Source organism: Pseudomonas sp. 2VD (assembly GCF_005503585.1).
Lineage (GTDB): Bacteria > Pseudomonadota > Gammaproteobacteria > Pseudomonadales > Pseudomonadaceae > Pseudomonas > Pseudomonas aeruginosa.
Genome location: NZ_SCND01000003.1, coordinates 16,032 through 40,221 on the forward strand (window position 1 = coordinate 16,032; position 24,190 = coordinate 40,221).

The following is a 24,190-nucleotide window of genomic DNA, read 5'->3' on the forward strand; positions in this document are numbered from 1 at the left end:
ACTGTTTCAGAACATCCAGAGGTTGCTATTATGCCGCTTCAACCGTGTCCTGACTGCCACCATGAAGCAATTCATCGATTTCATCCCACTGATCCTGTTCTTCATCGTCTACAAGATAGACCCTCAGAACGTCGAGTTCGCCGGGTTCAATCTGAGTGGCATCTACGGCGCGACCGCGACCCTGATCCTCGCCTCGGTGATCGTCTACGGCGCCCTCTGGCTCAAGCACCGCCACCTGGAAAAGAGCCAGTGGTTCACCCTCGGCGCCTGCCTGGTCCTCGGCGGCCTGACCCTGGCCTTCCACGAGGACACCTTCCTCAAATGGAAGGCGCCGCTGGTCAACTGGCTGTTCGCCCTGGCCTTCGCCGGCAGTCACTTCATCGGCGACAAGCCGATGATCCAGCGCATCATGGGCCATGCCATCCAGTTGCCGCAGGGCCTCTGGGTGCGCCTGAACATCGCCTGGGTGGTGTTCTTCCTGGTGTGCGGCTTCGCCAACCTGTACGTGGTCTTCACCTATCCGAACTTCTGGGTGGACTTCAAGGTGTTCGGCAGCCTCGGCATGACCTTGCTGTTCCTGATCGGCCAGGGCCTGTTCCTGGCTCGCCACCTGCACGACGCCGATACCGGCGAAAAGCCCAAGGACTGACATGCTCTACGCGATCATCGCCCGTGACATCCCCGCTTCCCAGGAACGCCGCCTGGCCAGCCGCCCGGCCCACCTGGCCCGTCTCGAACAGCTGAAGGAAGAAGGCCGCCTGGTACTCGCCGGCCCGCACCCGGCGATCGACAGCAACGACCCGGGCGCCGCCGGCTTCACCGGCAGCCTGATCGTCGCCGAATTCGATTCCCTGGCCGCGGCGCAGAGCTGGGCCGAGGCCGACCCCTACCGGGCCGCCGGGGTGTATGCCGAGGTGGTGGTCAAGCCGTTCAAGAAAGTCCTGCCCTGAGGCAGTCGCCGGGTACCGGCGGCCGGCCCGGTCGCCCTCCCGGCAAACGTTTTCGCACCGGACGCCGCTTTCCGGTGCCCGCCGCAGCGCAACCAGGCCGGCCCGGCGCTTTCGCCAAGCCGGAAGGGCGAACCGGAAGACAGTGCAATCCGTCGCTTCATCGGTACAAGGAGTCATGATGCGTCCATCCACTGCCCATTGCCTGCTGCTGAGCCTGAGCCTGGGAGCTTCCCTGGCCCAGGCCGAGGAACCCGCGCCAGCACCGATTCCAGCCGCGCAGCCTTCCATTGCGCAGGCTACCGCCGAACTGGAGCGCCGCCTGGTGGAAACGGAACGCCAGCGCGACGAACTGGTCAGTCGTATGCGCCAGGAGAACCGCCAGTTGCGCGAGCAGTTGCAGGCGGCCCAGGCGCAGCGGCAACCGCCGCTGCTCACAGAAGAGCAGACCTGGTATGTCGCCGGCGCCGCCACCGCCCTGCTCGCGTTCGTCCTCGGCGCCCTGAGCCGCGGCCGCCGGCGACAGCGACGCGAATGGATCAATTGAGCGACACCCGATGAGCGAACTGCTGTTGATCGACGATGACCGGGAGCTCTGCGAGCTGCTCGGTACCTGGCTGGTCCAGGAAGGTTTCTCCGTGCGTGCCAGCCACGACGGCGCCCAGGCCCGTCGCGCCCTCGCCGAGCAGACGCCGGATGCCGTGGTGCTCGACGTGATGCTGCCGGACGGCAGCGGCCTGGAACTGCTCAAGCAACTGCGCGGCGACCATCCCGACCTGCCGGTGCTGATGCTGTCCGCCCGCGGCGAGCCGCTGGACCGCATCCTCGGTCTGGAACTGGGCGCCGACGACTACCTGGCCAAGCCCTGCGACCCGCGCGAACTCACCGCACGGCTGCGCGCCGTGCTGCGGCGAACCCACCCGGCGCAGCCCAGCGCGCAGATGCAACTGGGCGACCTGTCGCTGAACCTGACGCGCGGCGTGGCGCAGATCGACGGCCAGGAGATCAGCCTGACCCTTTCCGAAAGCCGCATCCTCGAAGCGCTCCTGCGCCAGCCCGGCGAGCCGCTGGACAAGCAGGCCCTGGCGCAACTGGCGCTGGGCCGCAAGCTGACCCTCTACGACCGCAGCCTGGACATGCACGTCAGCAACCTGCGCAAGAAGCTCGGCAGCCACCCCGACGGCAGCCCGCGCATCCTCGCCCTGCGCGGCCGCGGCTACTACTACAGCCACTGAGCGGGTTTCGTCAGCCCGCCGACACAAGGTCTTTACCCAAGCTTTACCCAGGGCTGACCGCGCTTGACCTTGACCTCCCTAGACTGGGCTCATCCGGTAAATGGCCGGACCCAGAAAGGAGAAACACCATGCGCAAGACGCTAACCGCCCTGTTCATCGCCGCCGCCCTGCCGACCTTCGCCATGGCCGCGCCCGCCGCCAACGACCTGCCGCCCCCGCCGATGGAAGGCGGCCACATGATGGGCCAGCACGGTCCCCGGCATGGCGGCCCGATGAAGGAACTGAACCTGACCCGCGAACAGCGCCAGCAGATGGGCAAACTGATGGGCGAACAGATGAAGGCCCGCCACGAGATCACCCAGCGCTACCTGGCCAAGCTGCCGGCGGCCGAGCAGAAGGCCCTGAAGGACGAACTCAAGGCCAGCCACGAGAAGACCCAGAAGGACATCCGCGCCCTGCTCACCCCCGAGCAGCAGAAGAAGTTCGACGAACTGCAGAAGAAGCGCGAGCAGCGCAAGGCAGAGTGGGCCGAATTCCAGCAATGGAAGGCCGACAAGAAGTCCAACTGACGTCCGAGCCACCGCTACCGGGTCCTCCGGTAGCGGTCTTCCGACCAGCCGGAATCGCATATCCTAGAGGTTTACCCACGCGGCCGGCCCGACATGCGATTCAACAGGAAAACCATGCGTTCACTCTTCTGGCGAATCCTCGCCGCCTTCTGGCTGGCCCTGCTGCTGGTAGCCGGGCTTTCCATCCTGCTGGGTCGCGCGCTGAACCAGGACACCTGGATCATCGCCCGCCATCCCGGCCTGAAGGATCTCGCCGAGCAGTGGACCGCCCTCTACGAAGAACAGGGCAGCTACGCGGCCCAGGGCTTGCTGGAGCAACGCCGCCGCGACTACGGGATTTCCATCCAGGTGCTCGACGAAAGCGGCCAGCGCCTGGTCGACGGCACCTACCTGCCGCGCCCCCGCCACCGCCCGCCGCGCACCAGCGACCGCAACCTGCCGCGCTTCCCCTGGCGCCAACTGAGCCAGGAATACGTCAGCCCGCAGAGCAACCATACCTATCTGTTCATCTACCGCATCCCGCACCCGGAGCTGGAGGCCTGGCACCGCGGCAGCCTGCTCTGGCCGCTCAGCGCGCTGGGCATCGCACTGGTGGTGCTGACCCTGTTCAGCCTGCTGCTGACGCTGTCCATCACCCGTCCGCTGAACCGTCTGCGGCGCGCCGTGCACGACCTCGGCCAGACCGCCTACCAGAAGGACAGCCTGGCCCGCCTGGCGCGGCGCGGCGATGAACTGGGCACCCTGGCGCGCGATTTCAACCGCATGGGCGAACGCCTGCAAAGCCTGATCGGCAGCCAGCGACAGTTGCTCCGCGACGTGTCCCACGAACTGCGCTCGCCGTTGGCGCGCCTGCGCATCGCCCTGGCCCTGGCCGAACGCGCCGAACCGCAAGCGCGGGCGCAGATGTGGCCGCGCCTGGAACAGGAATGCGACCGCCTGGAAGCGCTGATCGGCGAGATCCTCGCCCTCGCCCGGCTCGACGCCGAACCCGGCGCGAGCCAACGGATCGCCCTGCTGCCGCTGCTCCAGCGGCTGCGCGAAGACGCCCTGCTGCTGGCTCCGGAGCAGGATATCCGCCTGGAAGTGGCGCCTGACCTGAGCATCGACGGCTGGCCGGACATGTTCGAGCGCGCGGTGGACAACCTGCTGCGCAACGCCGTGCGCTTCAACCCCGCCGGCCAACCGCTGGAGGTGCGCGCCAGCAGCGCCGGCGACTACCTGCGCCTGAGCGTCCGCGACCATGGGCCGGGCATCGCCGTCGAACTGCAGGAGCAGTTGGGCGAACCGTTCTTCCGCGCACCCAACCAGAGCAGCCCGGGACACGGCCTGGGCCTGGCCATCGCCCGCCGCGCCATCGAGCGCCACGGCGGGCACCTGCGCCTGGGCAACCATCCCGACGGCGGCTTCATCGCCACCCTCAGCCTGCCGCTACGGCGCAAGGCGACCGAATGACGCCGCGCCCTGATGCGCGGCACTTCCCCCTGGAGCATCCGGCATGACTCTTCCCGCTTCGTTGTTCCTCGATGAACGCCCGCTCGCCCAGGCCATCGCACCGCCGGAACTTCCCGGCGACGAGCCGCAATCGCTGGTCCTGGCGGTCGAGCTGGGACAGGTCGTCCAGCAACTGCGGCAACGCTGGGCGCGCCTCGACCTGAGCCTGCCGGAGCGCGGCACCTGGCCGCTGGAGAGCTGGCGCCCGGCCTTGCACGAGGCGCTCTACGGCCTGCTCGGCGGCGCCGCGCAGGCCCGCCCGTGGCAGCGCATCACGCTGAATCCGGCGCTGGACGCGCGCCACGGCCGGCTGCGCCTAGACATCCTCGGCCAGGCGGAAGAAGGCCGGCGCTGGCTGCCGGCGGCCGTGGAAGCCGCCCGACGACTGGCCGGATGGCAGGGCGGACGACTGCTCTGGCACGCCCAGGGCGCGTATTGGTGCGTACGCCTGCTGTTGCCGCTCAGCCCGGCCAGGCGCTGACGAAGGCCGTCGGGTCGAGTTCCGCCGGCGTGCGCAACTCGCCCATCGGCGTACCCAGGTAGACGAAACCGATGATCCGCTCCTGCTCGCCGAGCCCCAAGCCGGCGTGCACCACCGGATCGGTGGCCATCTCGCCGGTCCGCCACATCGCCCCCAGTCCCTGGGCATAGGCGCCCAGCACCAGGCCGTGGGCAGCGCAGCCGGCGGCCAGCAGTTGCTCGCCATGCGGCACCTTCGGGTGATCCTGCAGGCAGGCGACCGCCACGACCAGCAGCGGTGCCCGCAGCGGCATGTTGCGGGCCTTGGCCAGCGCTTCCTCGGCGGCGTCCGGCTGGCGGCTCGCCAGGGCGCGGGCGTAGAGGTCGCCCAGGGCCCGGCGGCCTTCGCCTTCTACCACGATGAAGCGCCAGGGCCGCAGTTGCCCGTGGTCCGGGGCACGCAAGGCGACCCGGAACAGCCGGTCGAGCTGCTCCGGCGAGGGCGCGGGATCGCTCAGGCGGGCGTGGGAAACGCGAGTGAGCAAGGCGTCGAGAGCCTCCATGGGCGAACTCCTGTCAGAAACGAAATCGCCATTGTAGACGCAATCGCCAGGCTCACGCCCGCTCTCAGGCGACCCGTCCCGGCGCCAGGTGCGGCTGCAGCGGCGGGGTCAGCGGTGGCAGGCCGTAGGCGGCGCGCGCGGCATCGCAGGCCGGGTTGGGCTGGCCGTTGGCCCAGGCCGCCTCGAACTCGCGGCAGGTACTCGAGCGCTGCTCGTAGACGGTGCAGCGAACGCCGCAACCGACCTCGCCGAGCAGCCCGACGCAGCGCGCCGGCTTGTTCTCGGTACCGCTCATGGCGACCATCTGCGGGCTGATGCGGACGGTCAGTTCGTCGGGTACGACGCCGCCTGCGGAACGGCACTCGCCCCAATAGAAAGACACACGAAAATGCGCACAGCAGGCGCCGCAGGTAAGACACGGATTGTCAGTGGACATGGTTGGCAGAACACCAGAGAAACCGGCGAGCGCCGGCGGGCGAAGCGAGATTCTAGCGATTTCGCGGCTGCTGTGAAGAGGGGCGCAGCGGCAGATTTACTCTCCGCGGACGGCTGGTAGAATGACCGGTCCGCCACCGCCCAGAGCCCCACGATCCATGGCCTTGCCGACCCTACGCATCCTCGGTTTCATCATCGGCATCTTCCTGATCACTCTGGCCGCCAGCATGCTGGTCCCGATCCTGACCATGCTCGCCTTCGACCGTACCGAAGGCATCCAGGCGTTCATCTGGTCCAGCGTCGCCACCTTCGTCACCGGCCTCGGCCTGGTCCTGCCGGGGCGTCCCGAGCATGTCCACCTGCGCCCGCGGGACATGTACATGCTCACCGTATCGAGCTGGGTGCTGGTATGCATCTTCGCCGCCCTGCCGTTCGTCCTGCAGCAGCACATCAGCTACACCGATGCCTTCTTCGAAAGCATGTCGGGGATCACCGCCACCGGCTCCACCGTGCTCAGCGGGCTGGACGACATGTCCCCGGGCATCCTCATCTGGCGCTCGCTGCTGCACTGGCTGGGCGGCATCGGCTTCATCGCCATGGCCGTGGCGATCCTGCCGATGCTGCGGATCGGCGGCATGCGCCTGTTCCAGACCGAATCCTCGGACCGCTCGGAAAAGGTCCTGCCACGCTCGCACATGGTCGCCAAGTACATCGTCGCCACCTATGTCGGCATCACCCTGCTCGGCAGCCTGGCCTTCTGGGGCGCCGGCATGAGCCCGTTCGACGCGGTCAACCACGCCATGTCGGCGATTTCCACCGGCGGTTTCTCCACCTCCGACCAATCCCTGGCCAAGTGGAAGCAGCCGGCGGTGCACTGGACCGCGGTAGTGGTGATGATCCTCGGCAGCCTGCCGTTCGCGCTCTACGTCGCCACCCTGCGCGGACACCGCAAGGCGCTGATCAAGGACCAGCAGGTCCGCGGCCTGCTCGGCCTGCTGCTGGTGACCTGGCTGCTGATGGGCACCTGGTACGCGGTAACCTCCAAGCTGCCCTGGATGGATGCCTTCCGCATCGTCGCGGTGAATGTCACCTCGGTGGTCACCACCACCGGCTTCGCCCTCGGCGACTACAGCATGTGGGGGCACTTCTCGATCATGCTGTTCTTCTACCTCGGCTTCATCGGCGGTTGCTCCGGCTCTACCGCCGGCGGCATCAAGATCTTCCGCTTCCAGGTCGCCTACACCCTGCTCAAGGCCAACCTCTACCAGTTGATCCACCCGCGCGCGGTGCTCAAGCAGAACTACAACGGCCATCGCCTGGACGAGGAAATCGTCCGCTCGATCCTGACCTTCTCGTTCTTCTTCGCCATCGTCGTCTGCCTGCTCGCCCTCTGCCTGTCGCTGATCGGCCTGGACTGGATGACCGCCCTCACCGGCGCCGCCAGCACCGTGGCCGGCGTAGGCCCGGGGATGGGCCCCATCATCGGCCCCTCGGGCAACTTCGCCAGCCTGCCGGACGCCGCCAAGTGGCTGCTGGCCGCCGGCATGCTGCTCGGCCGCCTGGAGATCATCACCGTGCTGGTCCTGCTGACCCCGGCGTTCTGGCGCCACTGAGCGCTCACGGGCCTGTCTGCAATGGCTCTACTCAGGGACTGAAAAGCCGGTGTAAGCTTCTGCACCATGACGACACAGCCGCAACCCGGCCACGTGAGCCTGGATAGCTCCACCCAGCCCGCCCGCGTCAGAGCCATAGGTGATTGGACGCTCGCCCACTACACGGCTCTGGAGCGCGAGGTGACGCGCCTGCGCAGCGAAGTGGCGGGCAACGCCAGCTTCGACCTGAGCCAGTTGGGCGCCCTGGATACCGCCGGCGCCGCCCTGCTCGCCGAATTGCTCGGCGCCGAGCGCCTGGCCGACCTCGCCGAGCTGGAGCCCGGCCTGCCGCGCGAGCGCCAGGCCCTGCTGAAGACCGTCGGCCACGCCCTGCACGACTTCTGCGAACCGGAAAAACCCAAGCCGCCGACCACCGCCATCGAACTGCTGGCTCGCATCGGCTGTGCCATGGAGACCTTCTGGCTGCACCTCAAGGCACTCCTCGGCTTCATCGGCCTGACCCTGGAGACCCTGCTCCGCAGCCTGGTCCGCCCGGCCAGTTGGCGGGTCACGCCGCTGGTGGCGAACATCGAGAAGAGCGGCCTGGACGCGGTGCCGATCATCGCCCTGCTGACCTTCCTGGTCGGCGCGGTGATCGCCTTCCTCGGCGCCACGGTGCTGGCCAACTTCGGCGCGACCATCTACACGGTCAACCTGGTGGTGTTCTCCTTCCTCCGCGAGTTCGCCGTGCTGCTCACCGCGATCCTCATGGCCGGCCGTACCGCCAGCGCCTTCACCGCGCAGATCGGTTCGATGAAGGCCAACGAGGAGATCGACGCGATCCGCGCCCTCGGCCTCAACCCCATCGAGCTGCTGGTGCTGCCGCGGGTGCTGGCGCTGCTGGTATCGCTGCCGATGCTGACCTTCGTCGGCATGCTCTGCGGCATCGTCGGCGGCATGACCGTCTGCGCCTGGACCCTGGACATCCCGCCGGCGATGTTCCTGTCGATCATGGAGGACGGAATCGGCGTACAGCATTTCCTGGTCGGTATCAGCAAGGCCCCGCTGTTTGCCTTCCTGATCGCCGTGATCGGCTGCCTGGAAGGCTTCAAGGTCAGCGGCAGCGCCCAGTCGGTGGGCGAGCACACCACCACCAGCGTGGTCCACTCGATCTTCGTGGTGATCCTGCTCGACGCCCTCGCCGCGCTGTTCTTCATGGAGATGGGCTGGTGAGCCAGGACAACCCGCAGGCGATCATCCAGGTCCGCGACCTGTGCAACCGTTTCGGCGCCCAGGCGGTCCACGAGCACCTCGACCTCGACGTCCGTCGCGGCGAGATCCTCGGCGTGGTCGGCGGCTCCGGCACCGGCAAGTCGGTGCTGCTGCGCAGTATCGTCGGCCTGCGCCGGCCGACCTCCGGCAGCGTGCGGGTGTTCGGCGAAGACCTGCTGCAACTGCCGGAGGAGCGCCGCTCCCTGGTCGAACGGCGCTTCGGCGTGCTGTTCCAGCAGGGCGCGCTGTTTTCCTCGCTTACCGTGGTGGAGAACGTCGCCCTGCCGCTGATCGAGAACGCCGGCCTGCCGCGCGCCGACGCCGAGCACCTGGCCCAGGTCAAGCTGGCCCTGGCCGGGCTACCGGCCAACGCCGGCGACAAGTATCCGGCCTCGCTTTCCGGCGGCATGATCAAGCGCGCCGCCCTGGCCCGCGCCCTGGCGCTGGACCCGGACATCCTGTTCCTCGACGAGCCCACCGCCGGCCTCGACCCGATCGGCGCGGCGGCCTTCGACAACCTGATCCGTACCCTGCGCGACGCCCTCGGCCTGACGGTGTTCATGGTCACCCATGACCTGGACACCCTGTACACCATCTGCGACCGGGTCGCCGTGCTGTCGCAGAAGAAGGTCCTGGTGGTCGACACCCTGGAACGGGTCGCCGCCACCGACGACGCCTGGGTTCGCGAATACTTCCACGGGCCGCGCGGGCGCGCCGCCCACCAAGCCGCCGCCGACCCGGAGAATCACTGAGAGGGAAACCCGACCCCACCATGTGTTGATCGGCCTGTTCAGCGTGATCGTGATCGGCGCCGCCCTGCTCTTCGGCCTGTGGCTGGCCAAGTCCGGCTCGGAGGGCAAGTTCAACTACTACGACATCGTCTTCAACGAAGCGGTCAGCGGCCTTTCCCAGGGCAGCTCGGTGCAGTACAGCGGGATCAAGGTCGGCGACGTGGCCTTCCTCCGCCTCGATCCGAAGGACCCGCGCAAGGTCTGGGCACGCATCCGCGTGGTGGCCAGCGCGCCGATCAAGCAGGACACCACCGCCAAGCTGGCGCTCACCGGGATCACCGGCACCTCGATCATCCAGCTCAGCAGCGGCACGCCCGCCAGCCCGATGCTGGAGGGCAAGGACGGGAAGATCCCGGTGATCGTCGCCACGCCCTCGCCGCTGACCCAGTTGCTGAGCAACGGCGAAGACCTGATGGGCAACATCAACCAGCTCATCGCGCGCTTCAGCAACCTGCTCTCCGAGGAAAACACAGCGCGCATCAGCCGCACCCTCGACCATCTCGACCAGGCCACCGGCGCGCTCTCCGCCGAGCGCGAGAACGTCAGCGCGGTGATGCAGCAGTTGGCCCAGGCGAGCAGGCAGGCCAACGCCGCGCTGGCCCAGGCCAGCGAGTTGATGCGCAGCGCCAACGGCCTGCTCAACGAGCAAGGCAAGGGGATGCTGGAAAACGCCAACAAGACCATGGCTTCGCTGGAGCGCACCAGCGCCACCCTCGACCAGTTGATCAGCGAGAATCGCCACTCGCTGGACGGCGGCATCCAGGGACTCGCCGAGCTGGGCCCGGCGGTCAGCGAACTGCGCGATACCCTGGCGGCACTGCGCGGAATCAGCCGGCGCCTGGAAGAGAACCCGGCGAACTACCTGCTGGGCCGGGAAAAAACCAAGGAGTTCACCCCATGAGGCTCGCCCTTCGCCCGCTGCGTCGCCTGTCCCTGGCCGCCGGCCTGGCCGCGCTCGCCACCCTCGGCGCCTGCTCGATCCTGCCGGAGGCGCAGGTCCTCCAGGTCTACCTGCTACCGGTGCACAACCCTCCGGCCAGCGCCGCCGCGCGGCCGGTCGACTGGTCGCTGCGGATCGCCCGGCCGCGTACCAGCCTGGTGCTGGAGAGCCCGCGCATCGCGGTGCGCCCGCACGGCGACGAAATCAGCGTGTACCAGGGCGCGCGCTGGAGCGATCCGGCACCGTCGCTGCTGCGTGACCGTCTGATGCAGGCGTTCCAGGCCGACGGCCGGGTCCGCGGCCTGAGCAGCGACGACAGCAACCTGCAGGCCGATTTCGAACTGGGCGGCGACCTTCGCGCCTTCCAGACCGAGTACCCGAACGGCCAGGCCAGCGCGCTGATCCGCTACGACGCGCGCCTGGTGCGTACCGACGACAAGCGCGTGGTCGCCAGCCGGCGTTTCGAGGTCAGCCAGCCGGTGGATGGCAAGAAGGTCGCGGCGGTGGTCAGCGCCTTCGGCAAGGCCGGCGATACGCTGTCGGCCCAGGTTCTCGACTGGACCCTACGCCAGGCCTCGGCGCAACCCGCCGTGCAGCCCTGAAGCGTCCCGCCTGGCCTAGCGACTAGCCCGGGCGCTCCTGGCGGCGCGCCCGGTATTCGTTGGGCGTGCAGCCGAACCAGCGGCGGAATGCCCGGAAGAAATTGCTCGGATCGGCGAAACCCAGCAGGTAGGCGACTTCCAGCAAGGTCAGGCCGGGCTGCTGGAGATACTGATCGGCCATATCCCGACGTGTGTCGTCGAGCAGTTGCTGGTAGCTGGTGCCCTCTTCCTGGAGGCGTCGTTGCAAGGTGCGCTGCGACAGGTGCAGCGCCTGGGCCACCCGTTCGCGCTTGGGTTCTCCCTGCGGCAACAGCCGGCACAGGGCCTGCCGGGCCAGATGGGTGATGCGGCTGGTGCTGAAACGCGCCAGGTATTCGCCGGCGAAGCGATCGTGCAACTGGGCCAGCGCCTCGTTGGCCGAGGGTAGTGGCGTCTCGAGGTCGACGCGGGAAAACACCAGCGCGAACTCCTCGGCGTGAAAGCGCAGTGGCGCGCGGAACAGCTCGGCATAGGGTGCCAGCGGCTCGCGGGGCGCGCCGGGCAGTTCCACCGCCAGCGGGTCCAGCGGCCGGCCGGTGATCCAGCGGACCATGTCCACCAGGTAGGCCAGCGAGCATTCGGCACTCTGCGGCGGCGCCGGCAGGCGATCGCCATGCACCGTGACGCCGAGTCGATAGCCCTGCGGCGTGCGGCGGAAAGTCAGGTCGGAGGCTTCCGCGATGATCCGCTGGTAGCGTTCCAGGCGCGCGAAGCCTTCCGCCAGGTTGCGGCTCGACATCAGCGCATAGCCGACGACGTGGAAAGCCGGGCGCCGGACCCGGGCGATGTTCAGGGCGATCGCCGGGTTGCCGCTGAGCGCCACCGCACGCAGCCACAGACGGCTCATCGCATCCTGCGGGAAGCGCGCGTCGGGGTCCTGCAGGGCCTGGTAGTCGAGGCCCAGCTCGGCGAACAGCTGGCGTCCGTCGAGGCCTTCCAGCTCCAGGGCGAGGACGATGCCCTGGACCCAGCTGGACAAGGTTGTACGTTCCGGCATCGGTCTCTTCTTGTTCTGGCGGGAGGCACGCCGACCGTCGACCGGCCTGGCGGCCCAAGGATACTAAACTGGCCCTGTATGTCATCCGCGACATCGAGCGGCTCGCACTACACTGCGCGGACACAACGAGAGGAGGCATTCCATGAGCAGCCCTGACGACGAGCGTTTCCACAGTTTCGCCGAGTTCTACCCCTACTACCTGCAGGAACACAGCAATGCGGTGTGCCGCCGCCTACACTACGTCGGCAGCCTGCTGGTGCTGGCGGTGCTCTTCCTCGCCGTGGCCAGCCAGCAGTGGCTATGGCTGCTGGCGCTGCCGCTGGTGGGCTACGGCTTCGCCTGGGTCGGCCACTTCGTCTTCGAGAAGAACCGCCCGGCCACCTTCAAGTACCCGCTGTGGTCGTTCATGGGCGACTGGGTGATGCTCAAGGACGCCTTCACCGGCCGCATCCGCTTCTGACCCATCCGCGCGACTGGCCCCCGGGCCGGTCGCTCCCCCGGGACGACCGTCGGTCCCGGATCGGCGCGCTTTCCTGAACTATCGCTCAGCTGTCACTGGCCGCCGCGCAAACGCTTGGTTAAGATTCCGCCAGCAACCTGGCCACCCGCCATTCCCCAGGCGGAAAGCTCACGAGGCCGAGCCGGGACGAAAATACACAGGGATCCTCTCCAGCGCATGAAGCCTACCCTCCCCGACCGCTCGCCGACGAGCCGGTCCGTCGCGTCCATGCGTGAATACTATTCGCGCGTGCTGGCCTATATCGCCTGTGGCGCCAGCATCGCGGCGGGAACCTACACCCAGTATTTCAGCTACGGCATCCTCTGGATGGTGCCCTATGCGCTGCTCTACCCGCACCTGGCGTACCACCTCGGCCAGCGCTTCCGCCAGCACGACCCGCGCAAGGTGACCCGCGCCCTGCTCGCGGTCGACGCCGTGCACTGTGGCCTGGGCATGGCGCTGCTCGGCTTCTCCGTGGTGCCCAGCCTGATGTTCCTGCTGGTGCTGAGCTTCACCGCGCTGGTCATCGGCGGCCTGCGCCTGCTCGGCATGGCCTTGCTGGTATCGGCCAGCAGCGCCCTGCTGGTCGCCGTGCTCGTCGCCCCGCCGCTGCTGGGCAATACCCCGGTCGAGGTGGCCGCGGTCAGCATCCTGTTCTGCGGACTGTACATCTGCATCACCGCCTTCTTCGGCCACCAGCAGGGCCTGCGCCTGGCCCAGGTGCGCCAGGAGATCGCCCGCGAGCAGGAAAAGGCCGCGCGGCTCGCGCGCAACCTGGCCAAGTACCTGTCGCCGCAGGTCTGGGAAATGATCTTCAGCGGCAAGAAGAGCGTGCGCCTGGAAACCCAGCGCAAGAAGCTCACCGTGTTCTTCTCCGACATCCGCGGCTTCACCGAGCTATCCGAGGAACTGGAAGCCGAGGCCCTGACCGACCTGCTCAACAACTACCTCAACGAAATGTCGAAGATCGCCCTCAAGTACGGCGGTACCATCGACAAGTTCGTCGGCGACTGCGTCATGGTGTTCTTCGGCGACCCCAGCACTCAGGGCGCGAAGAAGGACGCGGTGGCTGCGGTATCGATGGGCATCGCCATGCGCAAGCACATGAAGGTGCTGCGCCAGCAGTGGCGGGCCCAGGGCATCACCAAGCCGCTGGAAATCCGCATGGGCATCAACACCGGCTATTGCACGGTGGGTAACTTCGGCGCCGACACGCGCATGGACTACACCATCATCGGCCGCGAGGTGAACCTCGCCAGCCGCCTGGAAAGCGCCTCGGAAGCCGGCGAAATCCTCATTTCCCACGAGACCTACTCGCTGATCAAGGACGTGATCATGTGCCGCGACAAGGGCCAGATCGCGGTCAAGGGCTTCAGCCGCCCGGTGCAGATCTACCAGGTGGTGGACTCGCGCCGCGACCTCGGCGCCGCGCCCAGCTACGTCGAGCACGAATTGCCCGGCTTCTCCATGTACCTGGACACCAACAACATCCAGAACTACGACAAGGAACGGGTCATCCAGGCCCTGCAACAGGCCGCCGAGCGCCTACGCGACAAGGTCATCCTCTGAGTTCGTCGAGCGCCGCCGGCAGTTCGTCGCGCCATTCCGGCGCAGTCCGCGGACCGCTCGCCTGCAGCGCCAGGAACTCCTCCGCCGAAACCCGCCAGGACTGCTCCCGCGCCCAGCGCCCGCAGGCCTGGCGATCCAGCGCCAGCGCCTGGCGGCAGGCTTCGCCAAGATCCTCGTGCATGACCCCGGTCACGCCCTGCTGCAATACATCCAGCGGCCCCGGCACGGCGAAGGCCGCCACCGGCACGCCGCAGGCCAGTGCTTCGAGCATCACCAGGCCATAGGTATCGGTCAGCGAGGGAAACACCAGCACCGAGGCCGCCCGGTAGGCGTCGGCCAGTGCGCGGCCATGGCGGTAGCCGAGAAAACGCGCCTGTGGATAGCGCTGCTCCAGCGCCGCCCGCTGCGGGCCGTCGCCCACCAGCCATTTTTCGCCCGGCAGTTCGAGATCGAGGAACGCCTCCAGGTTCTTTTCCGTCGCCAGCCGCCCGACATACAGGAACACCGGCGGCCGCTCTTCCGCCGCGGGTGTCTCGGCGGGATGGAACAGTTCGGTATCGACGCCCTTGCGCCACAGCCGCAGGTGCTGGAAGCGCCAGGCGCAGAACTCGTCGCGCAGGCGCGGGGTGCTCACCAGCACCGCCCGGCTCGGCCGATGGAAGGCGCGCAGGAAGGCATAGCCCCAGGACAGCGGCAGCCACGGACAGCGGTCACGCAGGTATTCGGGAAAACGCGTATGGATCGCCGAGGTGAAGTCCAGGCCGCGCTTGCCCAGCCAGCGCCGCGCGGCCCAGCCGAGCGGCCCCTCGGTGGCCAGGTGCACGGCATCCGGGGCGAAGGCCTCGATCAGCCCGCCGAGGCGCCAGAGATTCCAGGCCAGGGGGATTTCCGGATAGCTGGGACAGGGCAGGCAGCGGAAGTCGGCGGGCGACAGCACCCGTACCTGGTGGCCCAGCAGTTCCAGCTCGCGCTGCAGGGCCAGCAGGCTGGTGACGACTCCGTTGACTTGCGGTAACCAGGCGTCGCTGACGATCAATAGCCTCATGCCGCCGGCTCGACCGCCGCGGCCTGCGCCGCCAGCCGCGCCTGCTCCTCGGCCAGGCGGTAGAGCTGGATGCTGCCGTCCCAATGTTCGATCAGCGCCGTGCAGGATTCTACCCAGTCGCCGCAGTTGAGGTAGTCGACGCCCTCGATGCGGCGGATCTCGGCATGGTGGATGTGCCCGCAGACCACCCCGTCGAGCCCGCGCTTGTGACACTCGTGGGCGATGGCTTCCTCGAAGTCGCTGATGAAGTTCACCGCGGTCTTGACCTTGTGCTTGAGGTACGCCGACAGCGACCAGTAGCCGTAGCCCCAGCGCCGCCGCCAGTGGTTCAGCCAACGGTTGAGGAGCAGGGTGAACTCGTAGGCGGAGTCGCCGAGGAACGCCAGCCAGCGGTGGTAGCGGGTGATCACGTCGAACTGGTCGCCGTGTATCACCAGCAGCTTGCGGCCGTCGGCGGTACTGTGCACCGCCTCGTCGACCAGGCGGATGTTGCCGAGGATCAGGCTCGAATAGCGGCGCAGGAATTCGTCATGGTTGCCGGTGACGTAGATCACCTCGGTGCCGCGCTTGCTCAGGGTGAGCAGGCGGCGGATCACGTTGGTGTGCGCCTGCGGCCAGTAGATGCCGCCGCGCAGCTTCCAGCCGTCGATGATGTCGCCCACCAGGTAGATGCGATCGGCGTGGTAGCGCTTGAGGAACGCCGCCAGGTGTTCGGCCTGGCAATCCCGCGTCCCCAGGTGGACATCCGAGATCCACAGGGTCCGAACCCGCTGCTTGCGGTTCGAGGTGAAGCGTTGCGCGGTGCTCATCGGCGGGTCTCCGACGGTGTTTTTCCGATCTTGGACGGCGCCGGTGAAACGACTGTGACAGGCCGGCGACCGTTGCGTGACAGGGCGCGACTGTCTGTCGCCGGCGCCAGCGGGTAGACTGGGCGCCTGCCTCCGGGAGCTTCGCCATGGGTTCGATCCTTTCCCTGCGCCACTACAGCCACGACCAGATCGTCCACAGCCATGACCATGCCCAATTGGTCCTGGGCCTCAGCGGCTGCCTCGAGTTCGAGGTCGAGGGGCGCGGCAGCCGCGTGTTGCGGCAGACCTTCGCGGTGGTGCCGGCGCAAGCCCGGCATGCCTGCTCGAGTCCCGCCGGCAGCCGATGCCTGGTCCTCGACCTGCCCTGCGACGGCAGCCTGCTGCTGGGCCTGGGCGAACACGCCGAAGCCGGTCGGCGGCTGTTCGAGCGACCGCAGGCGCTGTCGCTGACGCCCGCCCAGGGCCAACTGGTGAACTGGCTGGCCAGCGGCCCGATCAACGACCCGGTGATCGCCCACCAGGGCGCCGGCCTGCTCCTCGCCAGCCTGGCCAGCGAGCGCCAGCCGCCGCGCCAGCAGCCCCGCCTGCCGCTGGCCAGCCTGGACGCCTACCTCGACCGCCATGCCGCCCATCCGTTGCAGGTCGCCGACCTGGCACGGCTGGCCGGTCTTTCGGTGGCGCGCTTCCACAGCCTGTTCCTCGCCGAGACCGGGCAGACGCCCATGGACTACGCGCGCAGCCGGCGCCTGCACCAGGCCCACGAACTGCTGCTGGAGAGCAGCCTGGCGGTGGGCGAGATCGCCGCCCGGGTCGGCTACGCCTCGCAGAGCGCCTTCACCGCGGCGCTGGTCCGCGAGTTCGGCGTCACCCCGCGGCAATTGCGTCGCGAGTCCCGCGACAAAACCGGCTAGCCGCACGACAGACAAATCCGTCGCGACTCCTTACTCTCTGCCCATCGACAGACCAGGAGTCAGCATGGACATCATCGAATGGCAGGATTTCGAACGCGTCGAACTGCGCGTCGGCACCATCCTCGGCGCCGCGCCCAACCCCAAGGCACGCAAACCCGCCTACATCCTCGAGGTCGACCTCGGCCCGCTCGGCCTGCGCACCTCCAGTGCGCAACTGACCGCGCACTACCAGGCCGAGGAACTGGTCGGCCGTCAGGTCCTCTGCGTCTGCAACTTCGCTCCGAAGCAGATCGCCGGGGTGCGCTCGGAGGTCCTGGTCACCGGGGTCTACGATAGCGAGGACAAGGTGGTCCTGGCCGGCTTCGACAAGCCCCTGCCCAACGGTGCGCGCCTGGCCTGAAGGATCCCCATGAATCGACGTTCCGCCCTCGCCGCCCTGCACGGCGGCGCCCTCCTCTTCGGCCTGACCGGGGTGTTCGGCAAGCTGGCCAGCGCCTCCCCCGGGGTGATCGTGTTCGGTCGCGCGCTGTTCGCGGTGCTCGCCCTCGGCCTCTTCGCCCGCCTCGCGGGCCAGGCCTGGCGCGCCCTGGGATCCGCGCAATGGCTGCGCCTGGCGCTCTGCGGCCTGCTCCTGGCCGGGCACTGGGTGAGTTTCTTCATCGCCGTGAAGACCGCCGGCGTGGCCATCGCCACCCTCGGCTTCGCCAGCTTCCCGGCCTTCACGGTAATCCTCGAAGGGCTGCTCTTCCGCGAGCGCATTCATCTCGCGGAAGGACTGCTGGTAGTCCTGGTCAGCCTTGGCCTGGTGCTGGTCACGCCGAACTTCGACCTCGCCAGCGGCGCCACCCTCGGCCTGCTCTGGGCGATCCTTTCCGGCCTGCTGTTCGCCCTGCTGTCGCTGGCCAACCGCAGCAACAGCGGGCAGGTCGGCCCGGTGCAGGCGGCGCTCTGGCAGAACCTGGTAGTCGCCCTGTGCCTGCTGCCGTTCGCGGTCGGCGAACTACCGGCGCTACCCGCTCTCGACTGGCTCTGGCTGGCCCTGCTGGGCGTGTTCTGCACCGGCCTGGCGCACAGCCTGTTCGTGGCCAGCCTGGCGGTGGTCAAGGCCCGCACCGCGGCGCTGGTATTCGCCCTGGAGCCGGTCTACGGGATCGCCTTCGCCTGGCTGTTGTTCCATGAGACACCGGGGCCGCGGATGTTCCTCGGCGGCGCCCTGATCGTCCTCGCCATCGTGCTGTCGGCGCGACTCGGCGCCAGGAACCGGCCGGTCCCGGACAACGGCTTGTCCGCTAACCGGGGCTGAACCCGCCGAGCCTTGCATCCGGGTCACGCACACCGGATAGCGGAAGGTACGAGCTGCCCCGGAATGGCGGCGGCGGGCCTCAGGTTCGTTGCGCGAGGCCGGACTCGAGCGCCAGCGCGATGGGCGTGAGCTGTATCTCGGGGTTCTCCGCGAACAGTTCCATGACCCAGTTCACAAAGCAGCGCACACGAACCGACAGGTGCCTGGAGCCCGGGTAGATGACATGCACCGGCGCCGCAGAAAAGTGCCATTGCGGCAGTACCGGAACAAGTTTCCCTGCGCGTACGAATCCAGCCACCGCGAATGGGGCGCCAGGGCAGATGCCGCTGCCCGCCACGCAGGCCGAAATAGCCACGTCGGGTTCGTCGAACTGCATTCCATCGCCGGACTGCACCACGAAACGCTCCGGGCCGGACTCCAGCTCCCACATGAACGGGTTGCGCTCCCTGCCGCTGAACCAGCTCAACCGCCTGAACTGCGATAGATCGTCCGGACTGTCTACGCCGCCTATGGAGGCCAGGTACTCGGGCGAGGCATACAAGCCCATCTGGATGTCGCAAAGATGCCTGGCGATCATGCTGGAGTCCTTGAGCGCACCTCCCCGGATCGTGCAATCGATGCCGTCCTCCAGCAGATTGCTGATCCGGTCCGAACTACTCAGCCGCAGCTGGATCCTCGGGTAGCGCGCCTGGAAGTCGTGCAGCCTTGGAGCGATCACCCATCGGGCGATGGTGATCAGGGAGTCCACTCTGAGCCGGCCGATGGGCGTCGCCGTCCCGCCCCTGAGCGTGGCCTCCAGTTCGTCTATCTGCTGCAGCAGGACCTGGCATTTGTCGAAGTACGCGCTGCCATCGTGCGTAAGGCTCAGGGCACGGGTCGTACGATTGAGCAAGCGCACGCCTAGATGCTTTTCAAGATCGCTGACGCGCTGCGAAACGCGAGCTTTCGGCAGGCCCAGGGCATCGGCCGCGCGTGTGAAGCTGCCGGCGTCCACCACCTTCACGAAGGTGGCCATGGCGGTGAGTTTGTCCATAGATTGTTCGCGATTATTGAACCAAGAGTAACTTTGGATAATATTTTTCTTATTCTCAATCCCAATTATGGTTCCTTCCGTCCACCCACCAGGGAACCATCATGTCAAAAGCAGTCGTTGTTTATTTCTCCGGATATGGCCATACCAAGCGCGTAGCACAAGCGGCGGCGGAAGGCGCACAGGCTTCGCTGATCGAGATCGATAGCGAGGGCAACATTCCCGAGGCAGCCTGGGACCTGCTCGACCAGGCGCAATCCATCCTCTTCGGCGCGCCCACGTACATGGGCTCGGTGCCTTGGCAATTCAAGAAGTTCGCGGACGCCACTTCCAAGAAGTGGTTTGTTCGGCAGTGGCAGGACAAGGTCTTCGGCGGCTTCACCAACAGCGCAAGCCTGAACGGCGACAAGCAGGTTTCCCTGATCCTCATGCACACGCTGGCGTCCCAGCACGGCGGCATCTGGGTCAGCCTGGGCCTGGCTCCCGCCAACACCTCGGCCTCGAGCCGCGCGGATATCAACAACCTCGGCGCCTCGGTCGGCGCGCTGGTGCAGTCGCCGTCCGACGCGGATGCCCAGGCCATTCCCAGCGGCGATCTCGAGACCGTGAAGCTCTACGCCGCTCGCGTCGCCAGGATCGGACAACAGCTGCACGCCTGAGCCAGGCGCCGATGAATCACCGGCGCACCCTGCGCGCGTCGCTTGAACCTGCAACTACCTCGAAGGATATCGATCATGAAACTGTACTACTCCCCCGGCTCTTGCTCGCTGGCCATCCACATCGTGCTTCGCGAGGCCAACGTGCCTCACGAACTGGCCAAGGTCGACCTGTGGCAGCACAAGACCGCCTCGGGCGGCGATTACTTCCAGATCAACCCGAAGGGCACGGCGCCCGCCCTCGAGTTCGAAGGCGGCTTGCTGACCGAAGGCGCCGCCATCAGCCAATACCTCGCGGATCGCTACGCCCCAACGTTGGTGCCAGCCAACGGAACGCTGGAACGCAGCCGTTTGCACGAGATACTGAATTACCTCTCTTCGGATTACCACAAGTCCTTCACCCCGCTGTTCTACCTCTCCCCTTCGGACGACCCCACGGCCGCGCAGCGCCCAGTGATAGCCAAAGTGGCCTACCTGAACAACCTCCTCGCGGACGGCCGCCCATACATCCTGGGTGACGAGTTCTCCGTCGCGGACGCACATCTCTTCGCCCTTACGCGCTGGTGCCCCCAATTCGGCATTTCGCTGGCCCCATTCCCAGCCTTGATGGATTTCATGGCCAGGACTGCAGCCCGTCCGGCAGTCAGGGCCGCGCTACAGGCCGAAGGACTGGAGGAACACCCCGACCAGTGCTGAGCCCTCGCTAGGTACCGGTTCTACGCGGACTGACGCCAGCGCTAGCGCAGACGAGACCCGTGGCTGGGTTTCGCAGCCGACGTCAGCCCCCCTGGACTTTCCTGAACGCGTCCCGCTGCTCGAGGCGGACATCCTGAAGATCGATATGTCGAAGAAAATTCTTGTTCTAGGTGCGACGGGAACAGTCGGCAAGCCGTTAGTCGAAGGCCTGCTGGCCAAGGGAGAGGCCGTCAAGGCCGCTTCCCGCGCAAATCGGAAAATGGATGGAGTCGAGAGTACGCCCTTCGATTTCGGCAAACCGGAAACCATCGCCGCCGCCCTGGAGGGTGTGGATCGCACTTACATGCTCCTGCCCGCCGGCTACCTAAACGTACGCGATCTGCTCCTGCCGTTCGTCGAAGCCGCCGCAAGCCGCAAGGTGAAAATAGTCTTCCAGAGCGCCTTTGGCGTGGATGCGAATGACGCCAACCCCATGCGCCAAATGGAAATCCTGCTGGAGAAATCCGGCACGCCCCATGTGATCTTGCGGCCGAACTGGTTCTCCGACAATTTCCATCAATTCTGGAAAGCCGGCCTCGACCAGGGTCAGATCGCCTTGCCAGCCGGCGATAGCAGGACCAGTTTCATCGATGTGCGCGATATTGCGGCCAGCGCCATCGCCGCGCTCACCTCAACCGCTTTCGACGGCAAAGCATTCAACCTCACCGGTCCCGAAGCGCTCAGTTATGCCGATGCCGCGGCGATTCTGTCCGAAGTGACCGGCAAGCCCGTGCGATACGCCGCGACATCGGACAAGGCGTTCATCGACATGCTGGAGAACAACGGTGTGCCCGCCGCCAATGCGGCGCACATGGCCTCGATCTTCCACCCGGTGCGCCAAGGCTGGATGAGCCTGGTGACCGACGATGTCATGAAGCTCACCGGCAAGAGACCGCGGACACTGCGGGAATACGCACAAGACAAGGTCGCCGCCCTGACGGCCTAGGGCCAGGCTGCGACGCCTTGGGCGTCGAAAGTCGCAGGCGCCGACCAGAAACGCCTGGGGGCGCCAGCATAACCTCTGTTTTTCCAGGTTGAACGGGAGACGACCGTGTCCATGCAATTTTCCAAAGACCATTACTGGGTTCGCCTCGCCGACACCCTCGATGGCCACGCTATCGACAGCGTTGTCGTCGGCGTCACCCCACGGGCACTGGACGGCCTGGGCAACCTGATTTCGGTGATCCTGCCCAACGTCGGCGAGACGTTGGCGCAGGGAGCCGCCGCGGCCGAGATCGAGTCGGACAAAGCGGTGACGAACCTGTACACCCCCGTCTCCGGCGAAATCATCGCCGTCAACGCGGCCTTGCGCGACACCCCGACGCTTGCCAACACCGACCCGTTGGGCGCCGGCTGGTTCTTCAGGGTCAAACTCAGCAACCCGGGGCAACTGGATGCGCTGCTCGACGAGAGGGCTTATGCCGAACTGTTCTGGGCCCCGTGACGACCTATTGGCTGGCCGGCACTGCGCTGGCGTCGCGATAGCCGCGGCAGACCTCCATACAGCCTCAACCTGTGGACTCCAACCATGACACTCATGAACTGCGATCCGGCCACCGGCAGTTGCCGGATTCCCGACGCTGCTCCCATCCTCCCCCAGGGGGCGAAGCAGGCCCCTGGCGGCGAAGTCACGCTCAGGTACATCGGCGACCCCATGTGCTCCTGGTGCTGGGGTATTTCCTCCACGCTCGAAGAACTCGCACGGTACTGCGAACAGAAGGGTATCGGCTTCACCCTCACCATGGGCGGCCTGCGCGCGGGCGGGGGCGACGCATGGGGACCGGAGTTCCGGGAGTTTCTACGCCGGGAATGGACCCATATCGCCAAGGTCACCGGTCAACCATTCGGTTTTTCCCTGCTGTCGGCAAAGCATTTCGACTATGACACGGAGCCTGCCTGCCGAGCCGTTGTGGTCGCCGAGCAAATGCTCGACCAGAAGCGGCCTGTCGCCTCCGCGACCCTGGCATTTTTCTCTGCCGTGCAGTGCAAGTTCTATGTCGAAGGCGAGGACCCCAAGAACGTGGACTTTTATAGATCCATTTGCGAAGACGCTTCGCTATCGTTCGAAGACTTCCGCGTGCATTTCGCCACTGCCGCTGCACGGCAAGCCGTCTATCGGCAATTCGCCCAGTGCGGAGAGTGGGGCGTACGCGCATTCCCCACCCTTCTGCTTGACCTGGCTGGTGATCTGAAGCAACTCAGTTCAGGCGCCACCACAGCGGCAAGCGTGATCGAACGGATCGAACATCTGCTGGGCGCACGCACCGACTGAACATCCGGACCGGCGAGGCGGGTGGCGCAATGCACGGCCCGCCAACAGCATTCTGCGGGCAGGGTCCACCGTCCTCCTTGCAGCAGGCCCCGCTGCCCCCTGGCGCCGTTCACCCGTGTCGATGCGACAACGCCAGCGCGAAAGCCCCTGCCAGACTGTCTGCGCTCCGGAACCCGGGGCCTGGAACCATCGCGAAATAAAAAAACCCGGTCGAACACGCGGGGGGAAGGGGTTCGACCGGGTGCTGCGTCCAATCACCGGAGCGTTGGCAGAGGGACGCAAAGGGAAGTGTTCGTTTCCAGCGCCTGCAGCATCCGCTCGCGGGCTCGCGCCAGGCCTTTCTCACGGAACTCCGGGCCCATGTTCATGCCCTCCGCGTGGATGAAGGTGACGTCGTGGATGCCGACGAAGCCCAGCACCTGGCGCAGATAGGGTTCCTGGTGGTCGAGACCGCCGCCGGCGTAGATTCCGCCGCGGGCGGTGAGAACGAAGGCGCGCTTGCCCTGTAGCAGGCCTTCCGGCCCCTGCTCGGCGTAACGGAAGGTCAGGCCGGCGCGCAGCACATGGTCGAACCAGCTCTTCAGGCTGCTGGGAATGGCGAAGTTGTACATCGGCGCCGCCAGCACCAGCACGTCCGCTATCCGCAACTCCTCGGTCAGGCGATTGGAACGCTCGAGGGCGCGCCTTTCCGCAGCGCTATGGCCATCGCAGGGAGTGGTCCAGGCTCCCAGCAATAATTCATCGAGGTGCGGCAGCGGCTCGCGCGCCAGGTCGCGGACCTGGAAGCGATCAGCGGGATGCGCGGCTTTCCAGTGGGAGATGAATTCCGCCGTCAGCAGGCGGGAAACCGAGCCCCGTTGGCGGGCACTGCTCTCGATAACCAGGACACGGGACATGACTCGACCTCCACCCACTGCGATACAACGATGGAGGTGAGGGTAGAGAATGATTAATCGATTAAAAAGTTGAAAAAATCGCTGTTAAATATCGACCATATTGATTTATAAACAGGCAACACCTAGTCTTTCGGTGAGAGAACGCTCTATTTCGCGATCTTGCAGGTCAGCTTGATCCGCAACTTGATGATGTCGCGGCCGAACTGCGCGGTGAAGTTGCTGTTCTGCCCGGGCTGGATCACGCCCTTGCGCACTTTCGGGGTCTCCGGGCCGTTGCGGAACACCGCCGTGCATTCCGCCGCCTGGCCACCCAGGTTGGTGAGGAGGATGGCGCCCATGTCGCGACCGATGTCCTGGGTGCTGTAGGAGACCTCGGTGCCGTTGAGTTGCGGGTCGACCTCGATCGGATAGGCGAAAGCGGACAGGGGCAGCAGCGATAGTGCGAAACAGCAAAGCCTTTTCATGGCCGGACTCCCGGTAGCGACAGATGGAAAAATGGCAACACCCTGAAAACCACGGCATCCCGTACGTCA

Annotated in this window: 30 protein-coding genes; 22 read left to right on the forward strand and 8 right to left on the reverse strand. The window is 66.7% G+C overall.

Going from position 1 to position 24,190, the window contains the following annotated elements:
• Positions 1-61 precede the first annotated feature (61 nt).
• The 7 genes from FFS27_RS00620 (at position 62) to FFS27_RS00650 (ending at position 4,723) form a co-directional block, all read left to right on the forward strand.
• A complete protein-coding gene (locus tag FFS27_RS00620; RefSeq protein ID WP_003091488.1) occupies positions 62-649 on the forward strand; it encodes a septation protein A in 588 nt (195 codons plus the stop codon).
• Between the two features lies 1 nt (position 650).
• Positions 651-950 (forward strand): YciI family protein, encoded by a 300-nt coding sequence (locus tag FFS27_RS00625; protein WP_003091489.1) that lies wholly within the window; start codon positions 651-653, stop codon positions 948-950.
• A 175-nt stretch (positions 951-1,125) separates the two neighbouring features.
• Positions 1,126-1,494, forward strand: coding sequence for a hypothetical protein (locus FFS27_RS00630; RefSeq protein ID WP_003111064.1), 369 nt, complete (start codon positions 1,126-1,128; stop codon positions 1,492-1,494).
• Between the two features lie 10 nt (positions 1,495-1,504).
• Positions 1,505-2,182, forward strand: coding sequence for a response regulator transcription factor (locus tag FFS27_RS00635; protein ID WP_003091491.1), 678 nt, complete (start codon positions 1,505-1,507; stop codon positions 2,180-2,182).
• Positions 2,183-2,310: 128 nt separating this feature from the next.
• Positions 2,311-2,751, forward strand: a complete 441-nt coding sequence (locus FFS27_RS00640) for a Spy/CpxP family protein refolding chaperone (protein ID WP_003091492.1) — start codon at positions 2,311-2,313, stop codon at positions 2,749-2,751.
• A 114-nt stretch (positions 2,752-2,865) separates the two neighbouring features.
• Positions 2,866-4,203: a sensor histidine kinase gene (locus FFS27_RS00645; protein ID WP_003091493.1), complete on the forward strand. Its 1,338-nt coding sequence runs from the start codon at positions 2,866-2,868 to the stop codon at positions 4,201-4,203.
• Between the two features lie 43 nt (positions 4,204-4,246).
• Positions 4,247-4,723, forward strand: a complete 477-nt coding sequence (locus FFS27_RS00650; protein ID WP_003138434.1) for a hypothetical protein — start codon at positions 4,247-4,249, stop codon at positions 4,721-4,723.
• Here FFS27_RS00650 and FFS27_RS00655 read toward each other — a convergent pair.
• Both FFS27_RS00655 and FFS27_RS00660 read right to left on the reverse strand, forming a co-directional pair.
• Complete coding sequence (locus tag FFS27_RS00655) at positions 4,704-5,264, reverse strand: nitroreductase family protein (protein WP_003109199.1); 561 nt, start codon at positions 5,262-5,264, stop codon at positions 4,704-4,706. The two genes, FFS27_RS00650 and FFS27_RS00655, sit on opposite strands and share 20 nt — an antisense overlap.
• A gap of 64 nt (positions 5,265-5,328) precedes the next feature.
• Positions 5,329-5,700 carry a YkgJ family cysteine cluster protein gene (locus tag FFS27_RS00660; RefSeq protein ID WP_003114826.1) on the reverse strand — a complete coding sequence of 124 codons (372 nt, stop codon included), beginning with the start codon at positions 5,698-5,700 and terminating at the stop codon, positions 5,329-5,331.
• 157 nt (positions 5,701-5,857) lie between these two features.
• Between FFS27_RS00660 and FFS27_RS00665 the strand changes: the two genes are divergently transcribed.
• The 5 genes from FFS27_RS00665 to FFS27_RS00685 all read left to right on the forward strand — a co-directional run bounded on the left by FFS27_RS00665 (position 5,858) and on the right by FFS27_RS00685 (position 10,896).
• Positions 5,858-7,312 carry a TrkH family potassium uptake protein gene (locus FFS27_RS00665; RefSeq protein WP_003091497.1) on the forward strand — a complete coding sequence of 485 codons (1,455 nt, stop codon included), beginning with the start codon at positions 5,858-5,860 and terminating at the stop codon, positions 7,310-7,312.
• Positions 7,313-7,378: 66 nt separating this feature from the next.
• On the forward strand, positions 7,379-8,524 hold the full coding sequence (locus FFS27_RS00670; RefSeq protein WP_004363206.1) for an MlaE family ABC transporter permease: 1,146 nt from the start codon (positions 7,379-7,381) through the stop codon (positions 8,522-8,524).
• Positions 8,521-9,315 (forward strand): ABC transporter ATP-binding protein, encoded by a 795-nt coding sequence (locus FFS27_RS00675; protein WP_137951908.1) that lies wholly within the window; start codon positions 8,521-8,523, stop codon positions 9,313-9,315. The genes FFS27_RS00670 and FFS27_RS00675 overlap by 4 nt, the downstream gene beginning before the upstream one ends.
• Positions 9,308-10,255 (forward strand): MlaD family protein, encoded by a 948-nt coding sequence (locus FFS27_RS00680; protein ID WP_137951909.1) that lies wholly within the window; start codon positions 9,308-9,310, stop codon positions 10,253-10,255. The genes FFS27_RS00675 and FFS27_RS00680 overlap by 8 nt, the downstream gene beginning before the upstream one ends.
• On the forward strand, positions 10,252-10,896 hold the full coding sequence (locus tag FFS27_RS00685; RefSeq protein ID WP_003109195.1) for an ABC-type transport auxiliary lipoprotein family protein: 645 nt from the start codon (positions 10,252-10,254) through the stop codon (positions 10,894-10,896). Before FFS27_RS00680 ends, FFS27_RS00685 begins: the two co-directional genes overlap by 4 nt.
• A 22-nt stretch (positions 10,897-10,918) precedes the next feature.
• Here the strand turns inward: FFS27_RS00685 and FFS27_RS00690 are convergent, their stop codons facing one another.
• On the reverse strand, positions 10,919-11,932 hold the full coding sequence (locus FFS27_RS00690) for an AraC family transcriptional regulator (RefSeq protein ID WP_031635171.1): 1,014 nt from the start codon (positions 11,930-11,932) through the stop codon (positions 10,919-10,921).
• A 142-nt stretch (positions 11,933-12,074) separates the two neighbouring features.
• Here FFS27_RS00690 and FFS27_RS00695 point away from each other — a divergent pair, with 142 nt between their 5' ends.
• Together FFS27_RS00695 and FFS27_RS00700 are read left to right on the forward strand one after the other, a co-directional pair.
• Complete coding sequence (locus tag FFS27_RS00695) at positions 12,075-12,392, forward strand: Mpo1-like protein (RefSeq protein WP_003091504.1); 318 nt, start codon at positions 12,075-12,077, stop codon at positions 12,390-12,392.
• Positions 12,393-12,608: 216 nt separating this feature from the next.
• Entirely contained in the window at positions 12,609-14,000 is a 1,392-nt protein-coding gene (locus FFS27_RS00700; protein WP_003124349.1) for a protein CyaB, read from the forward strand.
• Here the strand turns inward: FFS27_RS00700 and FFS27_RS00705 are convergent.
• Together FFS27_RS00705 and FFS27_RS00710 are read right to left on the reverse strand one after the other, a co-directional pair.
• Complete coding sequence (locus FFS27_RS00705; RefSeq protein WP_023093910.1) at positions 13,990-15,045, reverse strand: glycosyltransferase family 4 protein; 1,056 nt, start codon at positions 15,043-15,045, stop codon at positions 13,990-13,992. The genes FFS27_RS00700 and FFS27_RS00705 overlap by 11 nt on opposite strands.
• Complete coding sequence (locus FFS27_RS00710; RefSeq protein WP_003091510.1) at positions 15,042-15,854, reverse strand: UDP-2,3-diacylglucosamine diphosphatase; 813 nt, start codon at positions 15,852-15,854, stop codon at positions 15,042-15,044. The genes FFS27_RS00705 and FFS27_RS00710 overlap by 4 nt, the downstream gene beginning before the upstream one ends.
• 146 nt (positions 15,855-16,000) lie before the next feature.
• Between FFS27_RS00710 and FFS27_RS00715 the strand changes: the two genes are divergently transcribed.
• The 3 genes from FFS27_RS00715 to FFS27_RS00725 all read left to right on the forward strand — a co-directional run bounded on the left by FFS27_RS00715 (position 16,001) and on the right by FFS27_RS00725 (position 18,068).
• Positions 16,001-16,765: a helix-turn-helix domain-containing protein gene (locus FFS27_RS00715; RefSeq protein WP_003091511.1), complete on the forward strand. Its 765-nt coding sequence runs from the start codon at positions 16,001-16,003 to the stop codon at positions 16,763-16,765.
• 64 nt (positions 16,766-16,829) lie between these two features.
• The gene (locus FFS27_RS00720; RefSeq protein ID WP_003091512.1) at positions 16,830-17,165 is read left to right on the forward strand and encodes a tRNA-binding protein; all 336 of its coding nucleotides are present in this window, start codon (positions 16,830-16,832) and stop codon (positions 17,163-17,165) included.
• A gap of 9 nt (positions 17,166-17,174) precedes the next feature.
• Complete coding sequence (locus tag FFS27_RS00725) at positions 17,175-18,068, forward strand: DMT family transporter (protein ID WP_003130462.1); 894 nt, start codon at positions 17,175-17,177, stop codon at positions 18,066-18,068.
• Positions 18,069-18,147: 79 nt separating this feature from the next.
• On the opposite strand, the gene FFS27_RS00730 is transcribed toward FFS27_RS00725, so the two are convergent.
• Positions 18,148-19,101: a LysR family transcriptional regulator gene (locus tag FFS27_RS00730; RefSeq protein WP_009313729.1), complete on the reverse strand. Its 954-nt coding sequence runs from the start codon at positions 19,099-19,101 to the stop codon at positions 18,148-18,150.
• 101 nt (positions 19,102-19,202) lie between these two features.
• Between FFS27_RS00730 and FFS27_RS00735 the strand changes: the two genes are divergently transcribed.
• From FFS27_RS00735 to FFS27_RS00755, 5 genes are all read left to right on the forward strand, one after another.
• Complete coding sequence (locus FFS27_RS00735) at positions 19,203-19,757, forward strand: NAD(P)H-dependent oxidoreductase (protein WP_003091518.1); 555 nt, start codon at positions 19,203-19,205, stop codon at positions 19,755-19,757.
• Positions 19,758-19,832: 75 nt separating this feature from the next.
• Positions 19,833-20,450, forward strand: a complete 618-nt coding sequence (locus tag FFS27_RS00740; protein WP_021265061.1) for a glutathione binding-like protein — start codon at positions 19,833-19,835, stop codon at positions 20,448-20,450.
• A gap of 145 nt (positions 20,451-20,595) precedes the next feature.
• On the forward strand, positions 20,596-21,435 hold the full coding sequence (locus tag FFS27_RS00745; RefSeq protein WP_023100910.1) for an SDR family oxidoreductase: 840 nt from the start codon (positions 20,596-20,598) through the stop codon (positions 21,433-21,435).
• Positions 21,436-21,546: 111 nt separating this feature from the next.
• Positions 21,547-21,933 carry a glycine cleavage system protein H gene (locus FFS27_RS00750; RefSeq protein ID WP_021265063.1) on the forward strand — a complete coding sequence of 129 codons (387 nt, stop codon included), beginning with the start codon at positions 21,547-21,549 and terminating at the stop codon, positions 21,931-21,933.
• An 84-nt stretch (positions 21,934-22,017) separates the two neighbouring features.
• Entirely contained in the window at positions 22,018-22,761 is a 744-nt protein-coding gene (locus tag FFS27_RS00755) for a DsbA family protein (protein ID WP_021265064.1), read from the forward strand.
• 254 nt (positions 22,762-23,015) lie between these two features.
• Here the strand turns inward: FFS27_RS00755 and azoR3 are convergent, their stop codons facing one another.
• Both azoR3 and FFS27_RS00765 read right to left on the reverse strand, forming a co-directional pair.
• A complete protein-coding gene (gene azoR3, locus FFS27_RS00760) occupies positions 23,016-23,657 on the reverse strand; it encodes an FMN-dependent NADH-azoreductase AzoR3 (RefSeq protein WP_003091530.1) in 642 nt (213 codons plus the stop codon).
• A 146-nt stretch (positions 23,658-23,803) separates the two neighbouring features.
• Positions 23,804-24,121, reverse strand: coding sequence for a hypothetical protein (locus FFS27_RS00765; RefSeq protein WP_003091533.1), 318 nt, complete (start codon positions 24,119-24,121; stop codon positions 23,804-23,806).
• Positions 24,122-24,190: the final 69 nt, after the last annotated feature.